General features: G+C 67.5%; 12 protein-coding genes. 9 read left to right on the top strand and 3 right to left on the bottom strand.

Going from position 1 to position 17,612, the window contains the following annotated elements; all coding sequences use genetic code 11:
* Positions 1–91: 91 nt before the first annotated feature.
* Together E5A74_RS03690 and E5A74_RS03685 are read left to right on the top strand one after the other, a co-directional pair.
* The gene (locus E5A74_RS03690) at positions 92–3,274 is read left to right on the top strand and encodes an efflux RND transporter permease subunit (RefSeq protein ID WP_135982882.1); all 3,183 of its coding nucleotides are present in this window, start codon (positions 92–94) and stop codon (positions 3,272–3,274) included.
* A gap of 50 nt (positions 3,275–3,324) precedes the next feature.
* The gene (locus tag E5A74_RS03685; RefSeq protein WP_135982881.1) at positions 3,325–4,728 is read left to right on the top strand and encodes an efflux transporter outer membrane subunit; all 1,404 of its coding nucleotides are present in this window, start codon (positions 3,325–3,327) and stop codon (positions 4,726–4,728) included.
* Positions 4,729–4,879: 151 nt separating this feature from the next.
* On the opposite strand, the gene E5A74_RS03680 is transcribed toward E5A74_RS03685, so the two are convergent.
* On the bottom strand, positions 4,880–6,070 hold the full coding sequence (locus E5A74_RS03680; RefSeq protein WP_135982880.1) for a dipeptidase: 1,191 nt from the start codon (positions 6,068–6,070) through the stop codon (positions 4,880–4,882).
* 392 nt (positions 6,071–6,462) lie between these two features.
* On the opposite strand from E5A74_RS03680, the gene E5A74_RS03675 reads away from it, so the two are divergent.
* The 4 genes from E5A74_RS03675 to E5A74_RS03660 all read left to right on the top strand — a co-directional run bounded on the left by E5A74_RS03675 (position 6,463) and on the right by E5A74_RS03660 (position 13,133).
* Entirely contained in the window at positions 6,463–9,369 is a 2,907-nt protein-coding gene (locus E5A74_RS03675; RefSeq protein ID WP_240699624.1) for a TonB-dependent receptor, read from the top strand.
* Positions 9,370–9,451: 82 nt separating this feature from the next.
* Complete coding sequence (locus E5A74_RS03670; protein WP_135982878.1) at positions 9,452–10,963, top strand: tryptophan halogenase family protein; 1,512 nt, start codon at positions 9,452–9,454, stop codon at positions 10,961–10,963.
* A complete protein-coding gene (locus tag E5A74_RS03665) occupies positions 10,960–12,492 on the top strand; it encodes a tryptophan halogenase family protein (protein ID WP_135982877.1) in 1,533 nt (510 codons plus the stop codon). The genes E5A74_RS03670 and E5A74_RS03665 overlap by 4 nt, the downstream gene beginning before the upstream one ends.
* Complete coding sequence (locus E5A74_RS03660) at positions 12,489–13,133, top strand: hypothetical protein (protein ID WP_135982876.1); 645 nt, start codon at positions 12,489–12,491, stop codon at positions 13,131–13,133. The genes E5A74_RS03665 and E5A74_RS03660 overlap by 4 nt, the downstream gene beginning before the upstream one ends.
* A 35-nt stretch (positions 13,134–13,168) precedes the next feature.
* On the opposite strand, the gene E5A74_RS03655 is transcribed toward E5A74_RS03660, so the two are convergent.
* The gene (locus E5A74_RS03655) at positions 13,169–14,482 is read right to left on the bottom strand and encodes an L-fuconate dehydratase (protein WP_135982875.1); all 1,314 of its coding nucleotides are present in this window, start codon (positions 14,480–14,482) and stop codon (positions 13,169–13,171) included.
* Between the two features lie 222 nt (positions 14,483–14,704).
* Here E5A74_RS03655 and E5A74_RS03650 point away from each other — a divergent pair, with 222 nt between their 5' ends.
* Genes E5A74_RS03650 through E5A74_RS03640 form a run of 3 tightly spaced genes read left to right on the top strand, consistent with a single transcriptional unit; the run spans position 14,705 to position 16,802 of the window.
* Positions 14,705–15,040 carry an L-rhamnose mutarotase gene (locus E5A74_RS03650; RefSeq protein WP_240699623.1) on the top strand — a complete coding sequence of 112 codons (336 nt, stop codon included), beginning with the start codon at positions 14,705–14,707 and terminating at the stop codon, positions 15,038–15,040.
* On the top strand, positions 15,037–16,071 hold the full coding sequence (locus tag E5A74_RS21200; RefSeq protein ID WP_240699622.1) for an aldo/keto reductase: 1,035 nt from the start codon (positions 15,037–15,039) through the stop codon (positions 16,069–16,071). The genes E5A74_RS03650 and E5A74_RS21200 overlap by 4 nt, the downstream gene beginning before the upstream one ends.
* Positions 16,068–16,802 (top strand): SDR family oxidoreductase, encoded by a 735-nt coding sequence (locus tag E5A74_RS03640; protein WP_135982872.1) that lies wholly within the window; start codon positions 16,068–16,070, stop codon positions 16,800–16,802. The genes E5A74_RS21200 and E5A74_RS03640 overlap by 4 nt, the downstream gene beginning before the upstream one ends.
* Before the next feature lie 3 nt (positions 16,803–16,805).
* On the opposite strand, the gene E5A74_RS03635 is transcribed toward E5A74_RS03640, so the two are convergent.
* The gene (locus E5A74_RS03635) at positions 16,806–17,597 is read right to left on the bottom strand and encodes an IclR family transcriptional regulator (protein WP_135982871.1); all 792 of its coding nucleotides are present in this window, start codon (positions 17,595–17,597) and stop codon (positions 16,806–16,808) included.
* Positions 17,598–17,612: the final 15 nt, after the last annotated feature.

The following is a 17,612-nucleotide window of genomic DNA, read 5'->3' as shown; positions in this document are numbered from 1 at the left end:
GAGCCCGTCCGCGGGCGGCCCGCCACCCGCGTGCCGCCTGCCAGCTGGCCCGAACGAAGCATTTTGAACCCCTCCAACGAGGAGCAGGCCCATGCGCCTCTCGCGTTTCTTCATCACGCGCCCGATCTTCGCGGCGGTCATCGCGGTCGTGATCACGATCATCGGTGCGATCGCCTATCTCGCGCTTCCGATCTCGCAATATCCCGACATCGTCCCGCCGACGGTGACGGTCACCGCCGCCTATCCCGGCGCCTCGGCCGAGACGGTCGCCGAGACCGTCGCCGCGCCGATCGAGCAGGAAATCAACGGGGTCGACGACATGCTCTACCAGTCGTCGCAGTCGACCGGCGACGGCGCGGTGACGATCACCGTTACCTTCAAGTCGGGTACCGATCTCGATGCCGCGCAGGTGCTGGTGCAGAACCGCGTCGCGGTCGCGATCCCGCGTTTGCCCGAGGAGGTGCAGCGCCTCGGCGTCGTGACCCGGAAAACCACCCCGGACTTCCTGATGGTGGTGAACCTGATCTCGCCCGACAATTCGATCGATCGCAGCTACATCTCGAATTACGCGCTCACCCAGGTCAAGGACCGGCTCGCCCGGATCGAGGGCGTCGGCGACGTCCGCATGTTCGGCGCGCGCGATTATGCGATGCGCGTGTGGATCGATCCGGGTCGTGCCGCCGCGCTCGATCTGACCGCGGGCGACATCGTCCAGGCGCTCCGTGCGCAGAACATCCAGGTCGCCGCCGGCACGCTCGGCCAGCCCGGCTCGACGCCGAGCGGCAATGCCTTCCAGCTCAACATCGAGACGCAGGGGCGCCTGAAGGACCCCGCCGAGTTCGGCCAGGTCGTGATCCGCACCGATGCCGCAGGCCGTCAGGTCCGCGTGAGCGACGTCGCGCGCGTCGAGCTGGGCGCCGCGGACTACAACTCCAACACCTATCTCTCGAACCAGCCGACCGTGATCCTCGCCGCCTTCCAGCGGCCGGGCTCGAATGCGCTCGCCGCCGCGCAGGCGGTCGAGAACGAGATGAAGACGCTTTCGAAGAACTTCCCCAAGGGCCTCGAATATCGCGTCATCTACAACCCGACCGAGTTCATCGCCCAGTCGATCGACGCGGTCTATCACACGCTGGGCGAGGCGATCCTGCTCGTCGTGCTGGTGGTCATCGTCTTCCTCCAGAAATGGCGTGCGGCGATCATCCCGGTGGTGGCGATCCCGGTCTCGCTGATCGGCACGATGGCGGTGCTGCTGCCGCTGGGATACTCGCTCAACAACCTCTCGCTGTTCGGCCTGGTGCTGGCGATCGGCATCGTCGTCGACGACGCGATCGTCGTGGTCGAGAATGTCGAGCGCAACCTCGCACGGGGCATGTCCTCGCTCGAGGCGGCGCGGACCTCGATGGACGAAGTGTCGGGCGCGCTCGTCGCGATCGTCCTCGTGCTGCTCGCGGTGTTCCTGCCGACCCTGTTCCTGAACGGCCTGTCGGGCGCCTTCTACAAGCAGTTCGCCGTGACGATCTCGGTGGCCACCGCGATCTCGCTGCTCATCTCGCTGACCCTGTCGCCCGCGCTCGCCGCCTTGCTGCTCAAGGGGCACGAGGGCGAACCCAAGGGCCCGATCGCACGCGTCGTCAATCGCGGTGCCGACTTGTTCAACCGCGGCTTCGAGCGGATGAGCGAAGGCTATTCACGGCTCACCCGCGCACTGGTCACCCGACCCAAGCGGATGATGGTCGCCTATGCCGGCCTGATCGCCGCGACGGTGGGCATGTTCTGGGTGACGCCGGTCGGCTTCATCCCGGCGCAGGACCAGGGCTATTTCCTCACCGTGATCCAGCTGCCGCCGGGCTCGTCGCTCGAGCGTACCGACGAAGTGATGCGCAAGGTCGTCGCGCGCATCCTGCCGATCAAGGGCGTCAAGGGCTCGGTGATGCTCGCCGGCTTCGACGGTCCGTCGCAGACGCTCGCCCCGAATTCTGCCGCTGCCTATGTGCCGCTGCTGTCGTTCGAGGAGCGCAAGAAGCTCGGCGTCAATTATGCCGACATCATGAACGAGGCGCGCAAGCGCACCGCCGACATCAACGAGGCGATGCTGCTGGTGGTCCCGCCGCCGCTCATCCAGGGCATCGGCTCTGCCGGCGGCTTCCGGCTGATGGTGCAGGATCGCGGCGAGCACGGCTATGACCAGCTCGGCAAGACCGCGTTCGGGCTGATCGGCAAGGCCAACCAGACGCCGGGTCTCCAGCAGATCTACACCTTCTTCAACACCGCCACGCCGCGCGTCTTCGCCGATATCGACCGGCGCAAGGCAAACCTGCTCGGGGTGCCCCCGGAGCGGGTGTTCGAGGCGCTCAACGTCTATCTCGGCTCGACCTTCGTCAACGACTTCAACATGCTCGGCCGCACCTATCGCGTCACCGCGCAGGCCGATGCGCCGTTCCGGGCGACCGAGGCGGACATCGCCAATCTGAAGACCCGTTCGAACTCGGGCGAGATGGTGCCGATCGGTTCGGTGTCGACCTTCGAAAACAAGACCGGGCCGTATCGCGTCACACGCTACAATCTGTTCCCGGCGGTCGAGGTCGATGGCGACACCGCGCCGGGCTACAGCTCGGGCGCCTCGCTCGACTCGATGGAGAAGCTCGCCGCCGAACTGCCGCCCGGCTACGGCGCCGAATGGACCGGAATCGCCTATCAGCAGAAGATGGCGGGAAGCACCGCGGGCCTCGTGTTCGGACTGGCCGTGCTGTTCGTCTTCCTCGTGCTGGCGGCGCAATATGAGAGCCTGACATTGCCGCTCGCGATCGTGCTGATCGTGCCGATGTGTCTACTCGCGGCAATGGCCGGCGTGAATCTGCGGGGCATGGACAACAATGTGCTCACCCAGATCGGCCTCGTCGTGCTGATCGCGCTCGCCGCGAAGAACGCGATCCTCGTGGTCGAGTTCGCCCAACAGGCCGAGGCGCAGGACGGGTTGTCGCCGGTGGAAGCCGCGGTGCGTGCCGCGCGCGATCGCCTGCGGCCGATCCTGATGACCTCGTTCGCCTTCATCCTCGGCGCCGTGCCGCTGCTGATCGCGAGCGGGGCAGGGGCCGAGCTCCGCCAGGCGCTGGGCACTGCGGTGTTCTTCGGGATGATGGGCGTGACCGCGTTCGGCCTGCTCTTCACCCCCACCTTCTACGTCGTCTGCCGCGGGCTTGGACAGCGTCTCGCGCGCAGGCGGCGTGGATCGGGCGGGCATGTCGAACCCGTGCTGCAGCCCGCCGAATAACCACTAGCCGTCATCCCGGCATCCCCGGGATGACGGCAGGAGGAAATCAAATGATCATCTATCGCAACATCCTCGCCACGGCCTCGGCGCTCGCTCTGGCCGCTTGCGCCGCCGGCCCCGATTATGTCGCCCCGGTCCATCCGCAGACCGCCGCCGGCAGCTTCGTCGCGACCAGCCCCGCGGTCACCCCCGAGCCGGTCAAGGGCGACTGGTGGCGGCTCTATAACGATCCGGTGCTCGACCAGCTCGTCGCCGACGCGCTCGCCGCCAACACCGATGTCCGCGTCGCCGTCGCCCGCATCGCCCGCGCCCGCGCGGGGCTGCGCGGCGCCAATGCCGACCGGCTGCCGCAGGCGAACGTGGGTGCCGGCGCGAACTATGCGCGCTCGCCCGAAGGCCAGCGTGCGCCCGGCGCGCCGCGCGAGGACTGGCAGATCGATGCCGGGCTCGATGTGAGCTACGAAGTCGACCTGTTCGGCCGCGTCTCGCGCAACGTCGAGGCCAGCCGCGGCGATGTCGCCGCGGCGGAGGCCGATGCCGACGCGGTGCGCGTGATCGTCGCCGCCGAGACCGCGCGTGCCTATGCCGACGCCGCCTCCGCCGCCGAGCGGCTCGCGGTCGCCGAGCGCATCGTGAAGCTGCTCGACCAGTCGATCGACCTCACCGAGCGCCGCCGCAATGTCGGCCTCGCGACCCGGCTCGACACTGCCCGGATCGGCGCGCTGCGCAACCAGCGCCAGGCCGAGGTGCCCGCGTTCGCCGCCCAGCGCGACGCGGCGCTGTTCCGCCTCGCCATGCTCACCGGACGCACGCCGGCGGGCCTGCCCGACACGGCGCGCGCGCGCACCGAGACGCTACGCCTCAACCAGCCGATCCCGGTGGGCGACGGCGCTGCGTTGCTCGCGCGTCGCCCCGATGTCCGCGCCGCCGAGCGCCGCCTTGCGGCCAACACCGCGCGGATCGGCGTCGCCACCGCCGATCTCTATCCGCGGATAACGCTGGGCGGATCGGTCGGCTCGACCGGAAACGACATTGGCGAGATCTTCACCGGCGGGCCGCTGCGCTGGCTGCTCGGCGGGTTGCTCAACTGGGCGGTCAATCCCGAGCCGGCGCGCGCGCGGGTGCAGGCCGCCGAGGCCGACACGCAGGCCGCGCTCGCCACCTTCGACGGCGTCGTGCTCGGCGCGCTGCAGGAAACCGAGACCGCGCTCTCGGCCTATGCCCATGCGCTCGAGCGCCGCGGCGCGCTGCAGGCCGCGTGGAACGAGGCGCAGGCCGCGGTCAACATCGCCCGCGCACGCCAGCGTGAAGGGGATATCGACAGCCTCGCCTTGCTCGATGCCGAGCGCACCTTCGCCGACGCCGAGGCGGCGCTGGCCGCCGCCGACGCGCAGATCGCCGATACCCAGGTCGATCTGTTCAAGGCGCTGGGGGGCGGGTGGCAGACCACCTGACCCAGTCGTCACCCCGGCCTTGTGCCGGGGTCCACAGCGCCGAACGGGAGAAGTCGGCGGCAGTGGCGGGAACGTCGCCGCGCGGACCTCTAGCTTTTCGCTTTCCAGCCTGGTGGACCCCGGCACAAGGCCGGGGTGACGGGTTAGAGCGTCAGCGCCCCTTCTTCTCGTCCGCGATGCGGACCAGCCGCAGCACGTTGCCGCTCCACATCTTCTCGATGTCCTTCGCCGAATAGCCCGCCTGCCGGAGCCGCGCGGTGACCTTGGGAAGCGCATCGATATCCTCGAAGCCGGGGACGCCGCCGCCGCCGTCCCAGTCGGCGCCGAAGCAGACATGGTCGACCCCCGCCACTTCGATCAGGTGCAGCACCAGCCGCATATAGGTCTCGAAATCGGCCTGCTGCGACGGCGCGGTCTTCTCGATCTCGCGCAGCCGCCGGGTGAGCGTGGCGACCTGCTCGGCGGTCAGCCCCAGCTTCGCGGCGTCCTCGAGCTTGTCCGCAATCTCCGAGCGTTCGGCATTGGGATTGGACGCGCCCAGATAGGCGGCGTTGGCGCAGATCGCCCCGCCCGATGCTGCGAGCCTGCGCAGGCGCGCATCGTCGAGATTGCGGGCATGGTCGAAGATCGCCTTCGAGCCCGAGTGTGACAGGATCACCGGGGTTTTCGATAGCGCTATCATCTGGTCGAGCACCGCGTCCGAGGCGTGGCTCGCGTCGAGCACCATCCCCAGCCGGTTCATCTCGGCGACCCATTGCCTGCCGAGCGGGCTGAGGCCGTTCCACTTCGGCTTGTTGGTCGCCGAATCCGCGAACTGGTTGTTCCGGAAATGCACGGGCGAAGCCATGCGCACGCCGCGCCTGTAGAACTCGCCGAGCAGCGACAGATCCTCGCCCAACGGATAGCTGTTCTCGATGCTGATGAAAGCGAAGCGCTTGCCCGCCTTGTCGAGCCGCGCGGCGTCACTCGCCTTGGTGGCGAGCGCGATCCGGCCGGGGAATTTGGCGAGCATCGCGTGGATCTCGTCCGCACGCCTGAGCGCGAAATCCTTCGCCGCGGCATAGCCCTCCGGGGTCAGCGGCCCCGACGCGGTGTAGATCACGAAGAACCCGCCATCGAGGTCACCCGCATCCATCCGGCCGAGATCGACCTGCACCGGATCGGTCGCATGGTCGTGGCGCTCGCCGAAATTCCAGCCGGGGCGGCTGAAATGCGCCGGCGTATCGAGATGCGTGTCGAGCGTCAGCAGCCGCTTGTGCAGATCGGTGTCGTCGCCCGGCGCGGCATAGGAGGTGGCGGAAGCAGTGGCGGCGAGCAGGGCAAGCAGGGCGAGTTTCTTCATCGGGCACCTCGGCTGAACAGCGACGGCCCTGGGTATGGCGCGGCGCGGAGGGGCCGTACAGCCCGCCGCGAACCGCCGCGCCATAGCTTCGGGGAATAGGCGAGGTCGCAGCGCCTGCCTGCATGACAACGACGGTCAAGGTCCGATTCGGTACTTGTATGTGAAAATTGTTAGCGCTAATAAACATGCTCGTGACCCCGCCCGAATAGAGGCGGGGGGCGATGCGGACGGGAGGGGGCGCGGCATGGGGTCGCATTCTTTCCCTCTGCGGATCTGGAGGGGGGAGTTTGATGATCGAGGTACGTTCGCGTTCCGGCGGGTCGCGCGCTGGATTGATTCGCTGCGGTGTTTCCACGCTCGCACTGATTGCCACAGGCTTCGCGGCGCCGGCGTTGGCCGCCGATGATCCGGTCGTCGCCGCCGCGACACCGCAAGACCAGACCCAGACAACCACGACGCCGGAAACGTCGCAGGACGAAGTCGTCGTCACCGGCATCCGCGCCTCGCTCACCAGCGCGCGCAACATCAAGCGCAACGCCGATCAGATCGTCGATTCGATCTCCGCGCAGGATATCGGCGCGCTTCCCGATCGATCGGTTTCCGAAGCGCTCCAGCGCATCCCCGGCATCACGCTTCAGCGCACCAACGAGAACCGCGATCCGGCGCGCCTCGCCGCCGAAGGCGGCGGCGTCTTCATCCGCGGGCTTTCCTGGGTTCGCTCGGAAATCAACGGGCGCGACGTATTCTCGGCGAACAACGGCCGTGGGCTGAGCTTCGAGGACGTATCGCCCGATCTGCTCGCCGGCGTCGACGTCTACAAGAACCCGTCGGCCGAGATGGTCGAAGGCGGAGTCGGCGGCATCGTCAATCTGCGCACGCGCAAGCCCTTCGACCAGGCCGGGCAGCTCGTCGCGGTCTCGGCCGACTACAATTACGCCGACATGCGCGGCAAAGGCTATTGGTCTGGCAATGCGCTCTACAGCAACCGCTTCAACGTCGGCGGCGGCGAGGTAGGCATCCTGCTCTCGGCCAGCATCAACAATATCGGCAACCGCACCGACAGCATCCAGCTCGGTACCTATACCCGCCGCGCGAACGCCACGGCGCCCGCGGCTTTCCAGAACATCCTCGTGCCTTCCTCGCTCGGCTGGCGGCGGATCGACTGGGAGCAGCGCCGCACCTCGTACAATGGCTCGCTCCAGTGGAGCCCCAGCTCCGACATGACCTTCACTGCCGAGGCGTTCATCTCCTCGGCCGACCCGAAGGACATGGAGCATGCCGAGGGCGTCTATCAGCTCCCCGACTATGACTCGACCTATCAGCTGAACGACGACGGCGTGCTCGAGGCCGGAACCTATCGCAACGCGAACATGGATCTCGACACGCGATACGGCAAATCGCACAAGGTCACGCGCGACTATTCGCTCAACTGGAAATGGACGCCCGGCGACCATCTCGCGATCAGCGCCGACGTTCAGCGCATCACCTCCAAGGCGAACGTCCACAGCTTCACCGGGTTCAGCGAATTCGGCGTCGCCGGTGCCGATCCTGCCGCTCCCGGCTTCGATCCGCGCCGTCCGGACATCATCTTCGATCTCAGCGGGAATACGCCCAGCGTCACCACGCGCGAGAATGGCGCATCGCTCGGCGCCCAGAATAATTACTGGTGGGCCGCCGCGATGGACCATCTCGAGCGTAACCGCGCCGGGCAATGGGCCGAGCGGCTCGATCTCGAATACAGCTTCGACGACGACAGCTTCCTCAAATCGTTCCGCGCCGGCGTCCGCGCCACCGATCGCGAGGCGGTCACGCGGCAGACGGGCTATAATTGGGGCCTGTTGTCGATGCAGTTCTGGGGCAATGGCGGCGGCGCCCCGGTCTATCTCAACCAGACCGGGAATCCGCCCAATGCCGGCCTGCCGGAGCAGTCCGAACTCTTCACCTATGACGATTTCTTCCGCGGCAGCGTTGCTGTCCCAGGCGTGGGCTGGTTCCCGTCGACCGATCTGATGAGCGGCGGCACCGGGCAGGCCTATAATTATCTCCGCGCCACCGAGACCTCGGGCTGGGGCTGGGCGCCGCTCACCAATGCCAGCTTCGACGCGGCCAATCCGGCGGCGGACAATGTCCTCGGCGGCGTCGCCACCCAGAAGGAAAAGACGCTCGCCGGCTATGGCATGCTGCGCTTCGGCGCGGGCATCCTCGACGGCAATATCGGCGTTCGCGTCGTCCGCACCAAAAACGAGGCGACCGGCTATCTGAGCGTCGGGACGATCACCTCGCCGTGCACCGCGACGCCGACCGCGCCGGCCTGTTCGGGGCTGACCACCGCGCTCGCCTTCTCGAACAACGGCGCGGGTGGGCGGCTGTCCGACGCCACCTACGAGAACAGCTATACCGACGTGCTGCCGACGCTCAATCTGCGGCTCAAGGTCACCGATCAGCTGCAGCTGCGCTTCGCCGCGGGGAGGGCGATGGTGCGCCCGAATTTCTCGCAGCTCAGGCCCTATGCGTCGCTCAGCTTCACGCTCAATCCCGCGGGCACCGCGCTGCTGGCGCAGCCCCAGGGGCTGACCGGGCAGGCGGGCAATCCCTATCTGAAGCCGACCAAGTCCGATCAGTTCGATTTCAGCGCCGAATATTATTTCGGTAAGTCGAACAGCATCACCTTCGCGGCCTTTTACAAGGATGTCCGCAACTACATCATCTCGGGCAATGTCGACGAGACCTATGTCAACAATGGCCAGTCGCTGACCTTCAACGTCACCCGCGCGGTCAATGGTGAGAAGGGCAAGATCAAGGGCTTCGAATTCGCCTATACCCAGTTCTTCGACATGCTCCCGGGCGCGCTCGGCGGGCTCGGCTTCTCGGGCAACCTGACCTATGTCGACAGCACCGGCGGCGCCAACCAGCCGGTCAACACGCTCGATCCCAACCAGATCACCAACGCGAACGATACGACGCTGCCGCTCGAGGGGTTGTCGAAATGGAGCTACAACCTCGCCGCGATCTACGAGAAATACGGGGTCTCGGCGCGGGTGGCGTATAACTGGCGCTCCGAATATCTGCTGACCACCTCCGCGGCGAACCTCAACGCGCCGGTCTGGTCGGAGGACTATGGCCAGCTCGACGCATCGCTGCTCGTCAACATCACCAACAACATCAAGATCGGCGTGCAGGGCACCAATTTGCTCAACACGCGCACGTTCCTGGACGTCGGAGGTGCGGTCCTCCATCCGCGCTACAGCTGGACCGATACCGACAGGCGCATCGCCGGTATCATCCGGGCCAGCTTCTGATCCCAGAAACTGGGCGGCGCTCCTTCGGGGGCGCCGCCTCCCTTTATTCCGGCTTCGCTCGCGCCTAACCTCGAAGGCGTCCATGTCCGATCAGGCCATTAGATCGATCCTCATCGTCGGCGGCGGCACCGCCGGCTGGATCAGCGCGGCCGTTCTCGCGCGCTTCCTCGATCCCGCGCGCTGCACGATCACGCTGATCGAATCCGAGGAGATCGGCACGATCGGCGTCGGCGAGGCAACGGTGCCGCTGATGCAGCATCTGAACGGCCTGCTCGGCATCGACGAGCGCGAATTCGTCAGGGCGACGCAGGGCAGCTTCAAGCTCGGCATCGAATTCCGCGACTGGGGCCGGATCGGCGATCGCTTCTTCCACGGCTTCGGCGATTATGGCGACGCGATCGAGGGCGTCGCGCCGCACCAGCATTGGCTCAAGCTGCGTGGCGAAGGCGATCCGACGCCGATCGACGCCTACAGCCTGCCTTGGGCGATGGCCGAGCGTGGGCGCTTCGCGCCGCCCTCGTCCGATCCGGCGAAGCAGCAGCATTATTATCGCTACGCCTTCCATTTCGACGCGTTGCTCTACGCGCGCTTCCTGCGGAATTATTGCGAGCAGCGTGGCGTGCGGCGGATCGAGGGCCGGGTGGTCGATGCCGCGCTCGACGGCGAGAGCGGCCGGATCGCCGCGGTGATCACTGCCGATGGCGAACGCCATGCCGCCGATCTGTTCATCGATTGCTCGGGTTTTCGCGGGTTGCTGATCGAGGAGGCGCTGGGCACCGGCTATGAGGATTGGCGCCACTGGCTGCCCTGCGACAGCGCGGTGGTGGCGCCGAGCGCGCTGGCCGGGCCGCCCGCGCCCTATACGCTTTCCACCGCGCGCGAGGCGGGCTGGCAATGGCGCATCCCGCTCCAGCACCGGATGGGCAATGGCTATGTCTATGCGTCGGGCTTCACCGACGACGCGCGCGCCCGTGATCTCTTCACTGCCAATGTCGAGGGGGCGCTGCTCGCCGATCCGCGCCTGCTGCGCTTCACCACCGGGCGGCGCAAGCGCTTCTGGAACCGCAACTGCGTCGCGATCGGGCTGGCCGGCGGCTTCATGGAGCCGCTCGAATCGACCAGCATCCAGCTGATTCAGACAGCGATCGCGCGCCTGATCGAGTATTTTCCCGACCGCAACTGGGATCCGCGCGTCGCGGAGGAATATAACCGCGTCACCACCAGCGAGTTCGAGCGGATCCGCGACTTCCTGATCCTCCATTATTGCCTCACCCGCCGCGACGACGCGCCGCTCTGGGACCATTGCCGGGCAATGGCGCTGCCCGACACGCTGGCGCACAAGATCGCCACGTTCCGCGCCACCGGCCGGGTGCCGCTGCTCTCCGAGGAATCCTATCAGGAGCCGAGCTGGGTCGCGATCTTCGCGGGCAACGGGCTGCTGCCCGATCGCTACGATCCGCTGGTCGACCGGATCGACCGCGATCGGCTCCGCGCCGGGCTGGCGCACCGTCGCCAGCAGATCGCCGAGGCCGCCGAGGCGACGCCGCCGCACGGGCTCTTCCTCAACCGTTGCTGCCGCGCCGAGGCCGCGTGAGCGACGCGGCGATCCGCACCATCCTGATCGCCGGCGGCGGGACCGCCGGATGGATGGCCGCCGCCGCGCTGTCGGTCGCGTTCCAGCCGCACCAATGCCGTATCGTGCTGGTCGAATCCGACGAGATCGGCACCGTCGGCGTCGGCGAGGCGACGATCCCGCCGATCCAGCTGTTCAACAAGATCCTCGGCATCGACGAGCGCGAATTCGTCCGTGCGACGCAGGGCAGCTTCAAGCTCGGCATCGAGTTCGTCGGCTGGCTGCGCGAAGGACAGCGCTATTTCCACCCGTTCGGCCGCTATGGCGACGATTTCGGCCTCACCGCGTTCCACCAGCAATGGCTGCGCGCGCAGACGCTGGGCAGCACCACGCCGCTCGACGGCTATTCGCTCAATCACCAGGCGGCATATCGCGGCCGGTTCGAGATCCCGACGCCGCAATCGAACCCGGTCTTCTCGACCTTCTCCTGGGCCTATCATTTCGACGCCGGGCTCTATGCGCGCTATCTGCGCGGGTTCGCCGAGCGCCGCGGCGTCGAGCGTGTCGAGGGCAAGATTGCCGAGGTGGTGCTTCGTCCCGGGGATGGCTTCGTCGATCGCCTGATCCTTGGCGACGGCCGCGCGCTCGAAGCCGAGCTGTTCCTCGATTGCACCGGCTTTCGCGGGCTGATCACCGAGGCGCTCGGCACCGGCTATGAGGAATGGACGCACTGGCTGCCGTGCGATCGCGCGCTCGCGGTGCCGTGCGCGCGGGTCGCCGATCCGGTGCCCTATACCCGCGCGACCGCGCGGCAAGCCGGCTGGCAATGGCGCATCCCGCTCCAGCACCGCACCGGCAACGGCCATGTCTATTGCAGCGGCGCGATCTCGGACGACGCTGCCGCCGCCACGCTGCTCGCCAATCTCGACGGCGCGCCCGAAGCCGATCCGCGCATGCTGCGCTTCACCACCGGCCGGCGGCGCAAGGCGTGGAACCGCAATTGCATCGCGCTCGGCCTCGCCTCAGGCTTTCTCGAGCCGCTCGAATCGACCAGCATCCATCTGATCCAGACCGGTATCTCGAAGCTGCTGTCGTGGTTTCCCGATCGCCATTGCGACCCGTTGCTCGCGGCCGAGTATAATCGGCTGGTCGATGCCGAGATGGAATCGATCCGTGACTTCCTCATCCTCCATTATCAGGCGAACGAACGCGACGAGCCCTTCTGGCGCCAATGCGCGGCGATGCCGATTCCGGACACGCTTGCGGCGAAGATCGAGATGTTCCGCGCCAATGGCCGGCTGATCGAGCGCCCGCACGATCTCTTCCATCCGACGAGCTGGCTCGCGGTGCTGCTGGGGCAGGGCGTGGCACCCGCCGCGCACGATCCGCTTGCCGACACGGTGCCGCCGGAGGAACTCGCCGCCGTGCTTGGGGGCATGCGGCACGTAATCGATCAGGCCGCCGCGCGGATGTCGACCCACCAGCAGTTCATCGACCGCAATTGCCGCGCGGCGCCCGCCAGCGCCATCACTCAGGAGCCGCACCCATGAAGCTGCGTATCGCCCTCCTACCGATGCTGCTGTCCGCGGTCCCGCTGTCGGTTGCCGCTGCGCAGGACATCAAGGCCGGGATCACTTCGACCAAGACCGCCAGCGCGGTGAGCGTCAGCGCCGATCCCGCGCTGTCGGACGGCCGGCTGGTGCTGCGCGTCGCCGCGCAGAACCGTACCCGGGCGCCGGTGCCTTTCGGTCCGGCCTCGGTGACGATCGCCACCGCCGCCGGCGAGGCGATCGCGATCCGCCCGCTCGCCGCGCTGGTTGCCGATGTCGAGGCGTCGGTCGGGCTCGAACCCTCTGGATCGGTGTCGGGCTATGCCGAGAACCCCACGCTGGTGAACAACACCGCCGGGCAGAAGGACGTCACCGGCTTTACCGGCGGCATGAACAGCGGCGTCGCGCGCGGCAGTGGCCGCCGCAAGCCCAAGGCGGCCGATGTCGCCGCCGCGAACGCGCAAATCGCCGCGCTCAAGGCCGGTATCCTCGCCGACGCCAGCATCGGCGCCGGTCAGGTCGCCGCCGGCCAGCTGGTCAGTGAGAAGATCAGGTTTCGCGACAAGCGCAAGCGCGGGCTGGTGGTGACGGTGACCGTCGCCGGCGAGACCCACAGCTTCGCCTTCGACGCACCCGAATAGAGTGCAAACCCCCGCGTGAACGCGGGGGAGCTGCCTTACTCCGCCGCGTCCGCAGCCAGCGCGTGCGCTGCGCCCTTGCGATATTGATAGTCGGCAAGGCTGGCCGGCTTCATCTCGATCGAGAAGCCCGGTGCGGTCGGCGCGAGGTAGGCGCCGTTCTCGACCTCGCACGGGTGGAGGAAATGCTCGTGGAGATGATCGACGAATTCGATCACGCGTCCCTCGGTGGTCCCGGCGAAGGCGAGATAATCGATCATCGCGAGATGCTGGACATATTCGCACAGCCCGACACCGCCGGCATGCGGGCACACCGGGAGCTCATATTTCGCCGCCATCAGCAGCACCGCGAGCACTTCGTTGACGCCGCCGAGCCGGCACGCGTCGATTTGCACCACATCGATCGCGCCGCGCATGATCAGCTGCTTGAAGATCACGCGGTTCTGGCACATCTCGCCGGTCGCGACGCGGAGCGGGTGCACCGCCTCTCGGATCGCGCGATGGCCCTCGACATCGTCGGGGCTGGTCGGCTCCTCGATGAACCACGCATCGGCGAAGGCGAGCGCGCGCAGATGCGTGATCGCCTGATCGACTTCCCACACCTGGTTGGCGTCGAGCATCAGCTTGCGATCCGGGCCGAGCACCCGACGCGCGATCGTCGTGCGGCGGACATCTTCCTCGACCGAACGGCCGACCTTAAGCTTCACATGGCCGAAGCCCTGCGCCACCGCTTCGCGGCACAGCCGCTCGAGCTTCTCGTCCGAATAGCCGAGCCAACCGGCCGAAGTCGTGTAGGCGGGATAACCCTTCGCGCGCAGCGTCGCGATGCGCTCGGCCTTGCCGGGCGCGCGCGCCTCGAGCAGCGCGAGGCCTTCCTCCGGGGTGATGCAATCGGTGATGTAGCGGAAGTCGATCAGCCCGATCAGCTCGGCCGGGCTCATCTCGCCGATCAGCTGCCAGAGCGGCTTGCCCGCCATCTTGGCGAGCAGATCCCACACCGCGTTGACCACCGCGCCGGTGGCAAGGTGGATGACGCCCTTTTCGGGACCGATCCAGCGCAGCTGGCTGTCGCCGGTGACGTGCCGCCAGAAGCGCGCGCCGTCTTCGCGGATCCAGTCGAGGTCGAGCCCCTCGACCAGCGGCGCCAACGCCTCGATCGCCGCGCAGACGATGTCGTTGCCGCGGCCGATCGTGAAGGTCAGGCCATGCCCCTCCAGCGCCGCGTCATCGGTTTCGAGCACGCAATAGGCGGCCGAATAGTCCGGATCGGGATTCATCGCGTCCGATCCGTCGAGGAACTGCGACGTCGGAAACCGGACGTCGAGTACGCGTAATTTACGGATGATGGTCATTGCGCGGTGCCGAGGCTCCCTCGACCTGCTTTCCGGCTTCGCGCGCGCGCCTTCTCATTCATCGGTCCGCTGCCCCTCCTGCCTGGCCCGATATGTCCGAGCTAGTCCGCCACATGTTCGCAGATGATTATGATTTTCATAGGTGCGAAATGCGTGTGGCGCAAGTTTCCTGTTGTGCTAAGCGTCCGCGCGATCGAACGAAATGCGACTTTCGGAGGGATGATGACACGGCGGATCTGTTTCGCGCTCGACCTTGTCGACGATGCCGCGCTGATCGCCGAATATGAAGCCCGCCATGCCCCGGGTGCGGTCTGGCCCGTCGTGCGCGCGCATATCGAGGCGCAGGGTGTCAGCGCGATGGAAATCTGGCGCACCGGCGACCGGATGGTGATGATCGCCGAGGTCGCCGAAGACTATCCCCGCGCAATACCCGAGCCGCCCGAGATTGCGGAATGGGAGGCGCTGATGTGGCGTTTCCAGCGCGCGCTGCCGCATGCCGCGACCGGCGAGAAATGGGTGCCGATGCAGCGCATCTTCGCGCTGGGCGAAACCGCGTGATCGCCACGCGCCGTCTGCCGGGTTGCGGCCTGCAATTGCCCGAGCTCGGCATCGGCACCGCGCCGCTCGGCAATCTCTATCGCAGCGTTTCCGATGCCGATGCCGCTGCCGCGATCGCGACGGCGCTCGATGCCGGCATGCGCTATGCCGATACTGCCCCCTATTACGGTTTCGGGCTCGCCGAGAAGCGGCTCGGGGCAGGGCTCGCCGGCCATAGTGCGATCGTGTCGACCAAGGTCGGCCGGCTACTCGAACCCCTTGAGGGACCCTTGGCCGCGGAGCGCCACGGCTTCCGTTCGGCCGAGCCGTTCGAGCCGGTCTATGACTATTCGTACGACGGCGTGCTGCGCTCGCACGAGGCGAGCCTCGCGCGGCTCGGTGTCGACCGGATCGACGTGCTGCTCGTCCATGATATCGGCCGCACGACGCACGGCGATCGCCATGCCGAGCGCATGGCGCAGCTTACCGGCGGCGGGCTCCGCGCGCTCGAACGGCTGCGCGGCGAGGGCGCGATCACGGCGTTCGGGATCGGCGTCAACGAGTGCGAGGTCGCGCTCGAATTGCTCGATCACGGACCGCTCGATCTCATCCTGCTCGCCGGCCGCTACACCTTGCTCGAGCAGGGCGCGATGGACGTGCTGCTGCCGCGCTGCACCGCGATGGGCACCGGTATCGTGATCGGCGGACCCTATAATAGCGGCATCCTGGCGGGGCAGGGTCCGGGTCCCAATGCGCGCTACAATTACGAGGCGGCGCCCGATCCGGTGGTGGCGAAGGCGCGGGCGATCGCCGCGGTCTGCGCGCGGCACGATGTCGCGCTCGGGGCGGCGGCGCTGCAGTTCGTGCTCGCGCATCCCGCGGTGGTGAGCGTCGTGCCCGGGCTGGCAAGCGCGGGCGAGGTCGCCGAGACGCTCGCGCGCTACGCCGCCGGCATTCCCGCCCGGCTCTGGGCAGAACTGAAGCAGGAGGGGCTGCTCCGCGCCGACGCGCCGGTGCCCCCCGAAACCAAATTGGAGGTACGGACGGCATGACGGGCAGGCTCGCGGGCAAGACGGCGTTGATCACCGGCGCCGCGCATGGGATCGGGCGCGCCACCGCCGAGCTCTATCTGCGCGAGGGCGCGACCTTGTGGGCGGTCGATCGCGACGCCGATGCGCTCGCGACGCTGGGCGGCGCGGTGACGCGCGTGGTCGACATCTGCGATGCCGCGGCGGTCGCCGCGCTGATCGCCGAGGCGCCGGCGCTCGACATCCTGTTCAATTGCGCGGGGATCGTCGCGGCGGGCACGATCCTCGATTGCAGCGAGGACGACTGGCAGGCCTCGTTCGACCTCAACGTCACGGCGATGTACCGGCTGATCCGCGCGGCACTGCCCGGGATGCTCGCAAAGGGCGGCGGCTCGATCGTCAACATGGCGTCGGTGGCCAGCTCGATCATCGGCGTGCCCAATCGCTTCGCCTATGGCGCATCCAAGGCAGCGGTGATCGGGCTCACCAAGGCGGTCGCGGCCGACTATGTCGGGCGGGGAATCCGTTGCAACGCGATCTGCCCGGGCACAGTCGACACGCCCGCGCTTCACACGCGGCTCCAGGCTACCGGCGATTACGAGAACGCGCTGCGCGCATTCAACGCGCGCCAGCCGATGGGGCGGCTGGGCAGCGTCGACGAGATCGCCGCGCTCGCGCTCTATCTCGGCTCGGACGAATCCGCCTTCACCACCGGGCAGGTCCAGATCATCGACGGCGGCTGGACGGTGCTGTGATCCTCAGATCCGGCTGTCGCCCTCGACCAGCTGTTCCGAGATCTGCACCGCGGCGAGCCGGACGAGCTCGGCGGTCTCCCTTGGCGAGACCGAAGGCTGAAGCTTTTTTAGATAGGGCACCGTCAGCGCGGCCGCGGCCATCCCCCCGCGCATCACCGGCGCCGAGATATCGGTCACGCCCGCGACGAACTTGCTCGGGGTGAGCTCGACCTGGCGCTCGCGGATCTCGTCGGCATGCTGGCGGAAGGCGGCGAGCTCGGCGTCCGAGAGCTGCGGATCGAGCAGGCTCTCCCAGCGCCGGCGGACGTCCTCGGGCTGGAAGGCGTAGAGCACGATGCCCGACGCCGCGAGCTGCAACGGCCGACGATAGCCGACGCGCACCGAAAAACCGAGCTGCTCGCTCGATTCCATCCGCGCGACCACCACCATCTCGCCCAGCGTGTGGAGCGCGAGATGGCATGACTGGCCGACGCTCGAGGCGAGCTGGCGCATCACCGGCAGCGCGGCCTCGATCAGGTTGCGCGTGCGCGGCTGCTGCATGCCCAGCGAGAAGAGCCGATCGGTGAGCCGATAGCCTTCGTTCGATGGGTCCTGCTCGATATAGCCGCGAAATTCGAGCACCTGGACCATGCGGAACAGCTCACCATGCGAGCGCTCGAGCCGATTGACGATAGCGGTCAGGGTCATTGGCCGCGCCTCGCTGGCGAGCAGCTCGAGGATGTCGATGCCTTTTTCGAGCGCGGGTGCGCGGTAGCGCGAATCGATCTCGCCCTTCTCCTCAACGGTCTTCTTCACGGCACCCCCTCATGG

This window comes from Sphingomonas naasensis, assembly GCF_004792695.1.
GTDB lineage: Bacteria > Pseudomonadota > Alphaproteobacteria > Sphingomonadales > Sphingomonadaceae > Sphingomonas > Sphingomonas naasensis.
Note: the sequence above shows the minus strand (reverse complement) of the source record. Positions and strands in the feature narration are given on the sequence as shown.

Coding starts and splice junctions, on each gene's coding strand:
- E5A74_RS03690 (WP_135982882.1), top strand. CDS start 92: ATGCGCCTCTCGCGTTTCTTCATCACGCGCCCGATCTTCGCGGCGGTC.
- E5A74_RS03685 (WP_135982881.1), top strand. CDS start 3,325: ATGATCATCTATCGCAACATCCTCGCCACGGCCTCGGCGCTCGCTCTG.
- E5A74_RS03680 (WP_135982880.1), bottom strand. CDS start 6,070: ATGAAGAAACTCGCCCTGCTTGCCCTGCTCGCCGCCACTGCTTCCGCC.
- E5A74_RS03670 (WP_135982878.1), top strand. CDS start 9,452: ATGTCCGATCAGGCCATTAGATCGATCCTCATCGTCGGCGGCGGCACC.
- E5A74_RS03660 (WP_135982876.1), top strand. CDS start 12,489: ATGAAGCTGCGTATCGCCCTCCTACCGATGCTGCTGTCCGCGGTCCCG.
- E5A74_RS03655 (WP_135982875.1), bottom strand. CDS start 14,482: ATGACCATCATCCGTAAATTACGCGTACTCGACGTCCGGTTTCCGACG.
- E5A74_RS03650 (WP_240699623.1), top strand. CDS start 14,705: ATGACACGGCGGATCTGTTTCGCGCTCGACCTTGTCGACGATGCCGCG.
- E5A74_RS03640 (WP_135982872.1), top strand. CDS start 16,068: ATGACGGGCAGGCTCGCGGGCAAGACGGCGTTGATCACCGGCGCCGCG.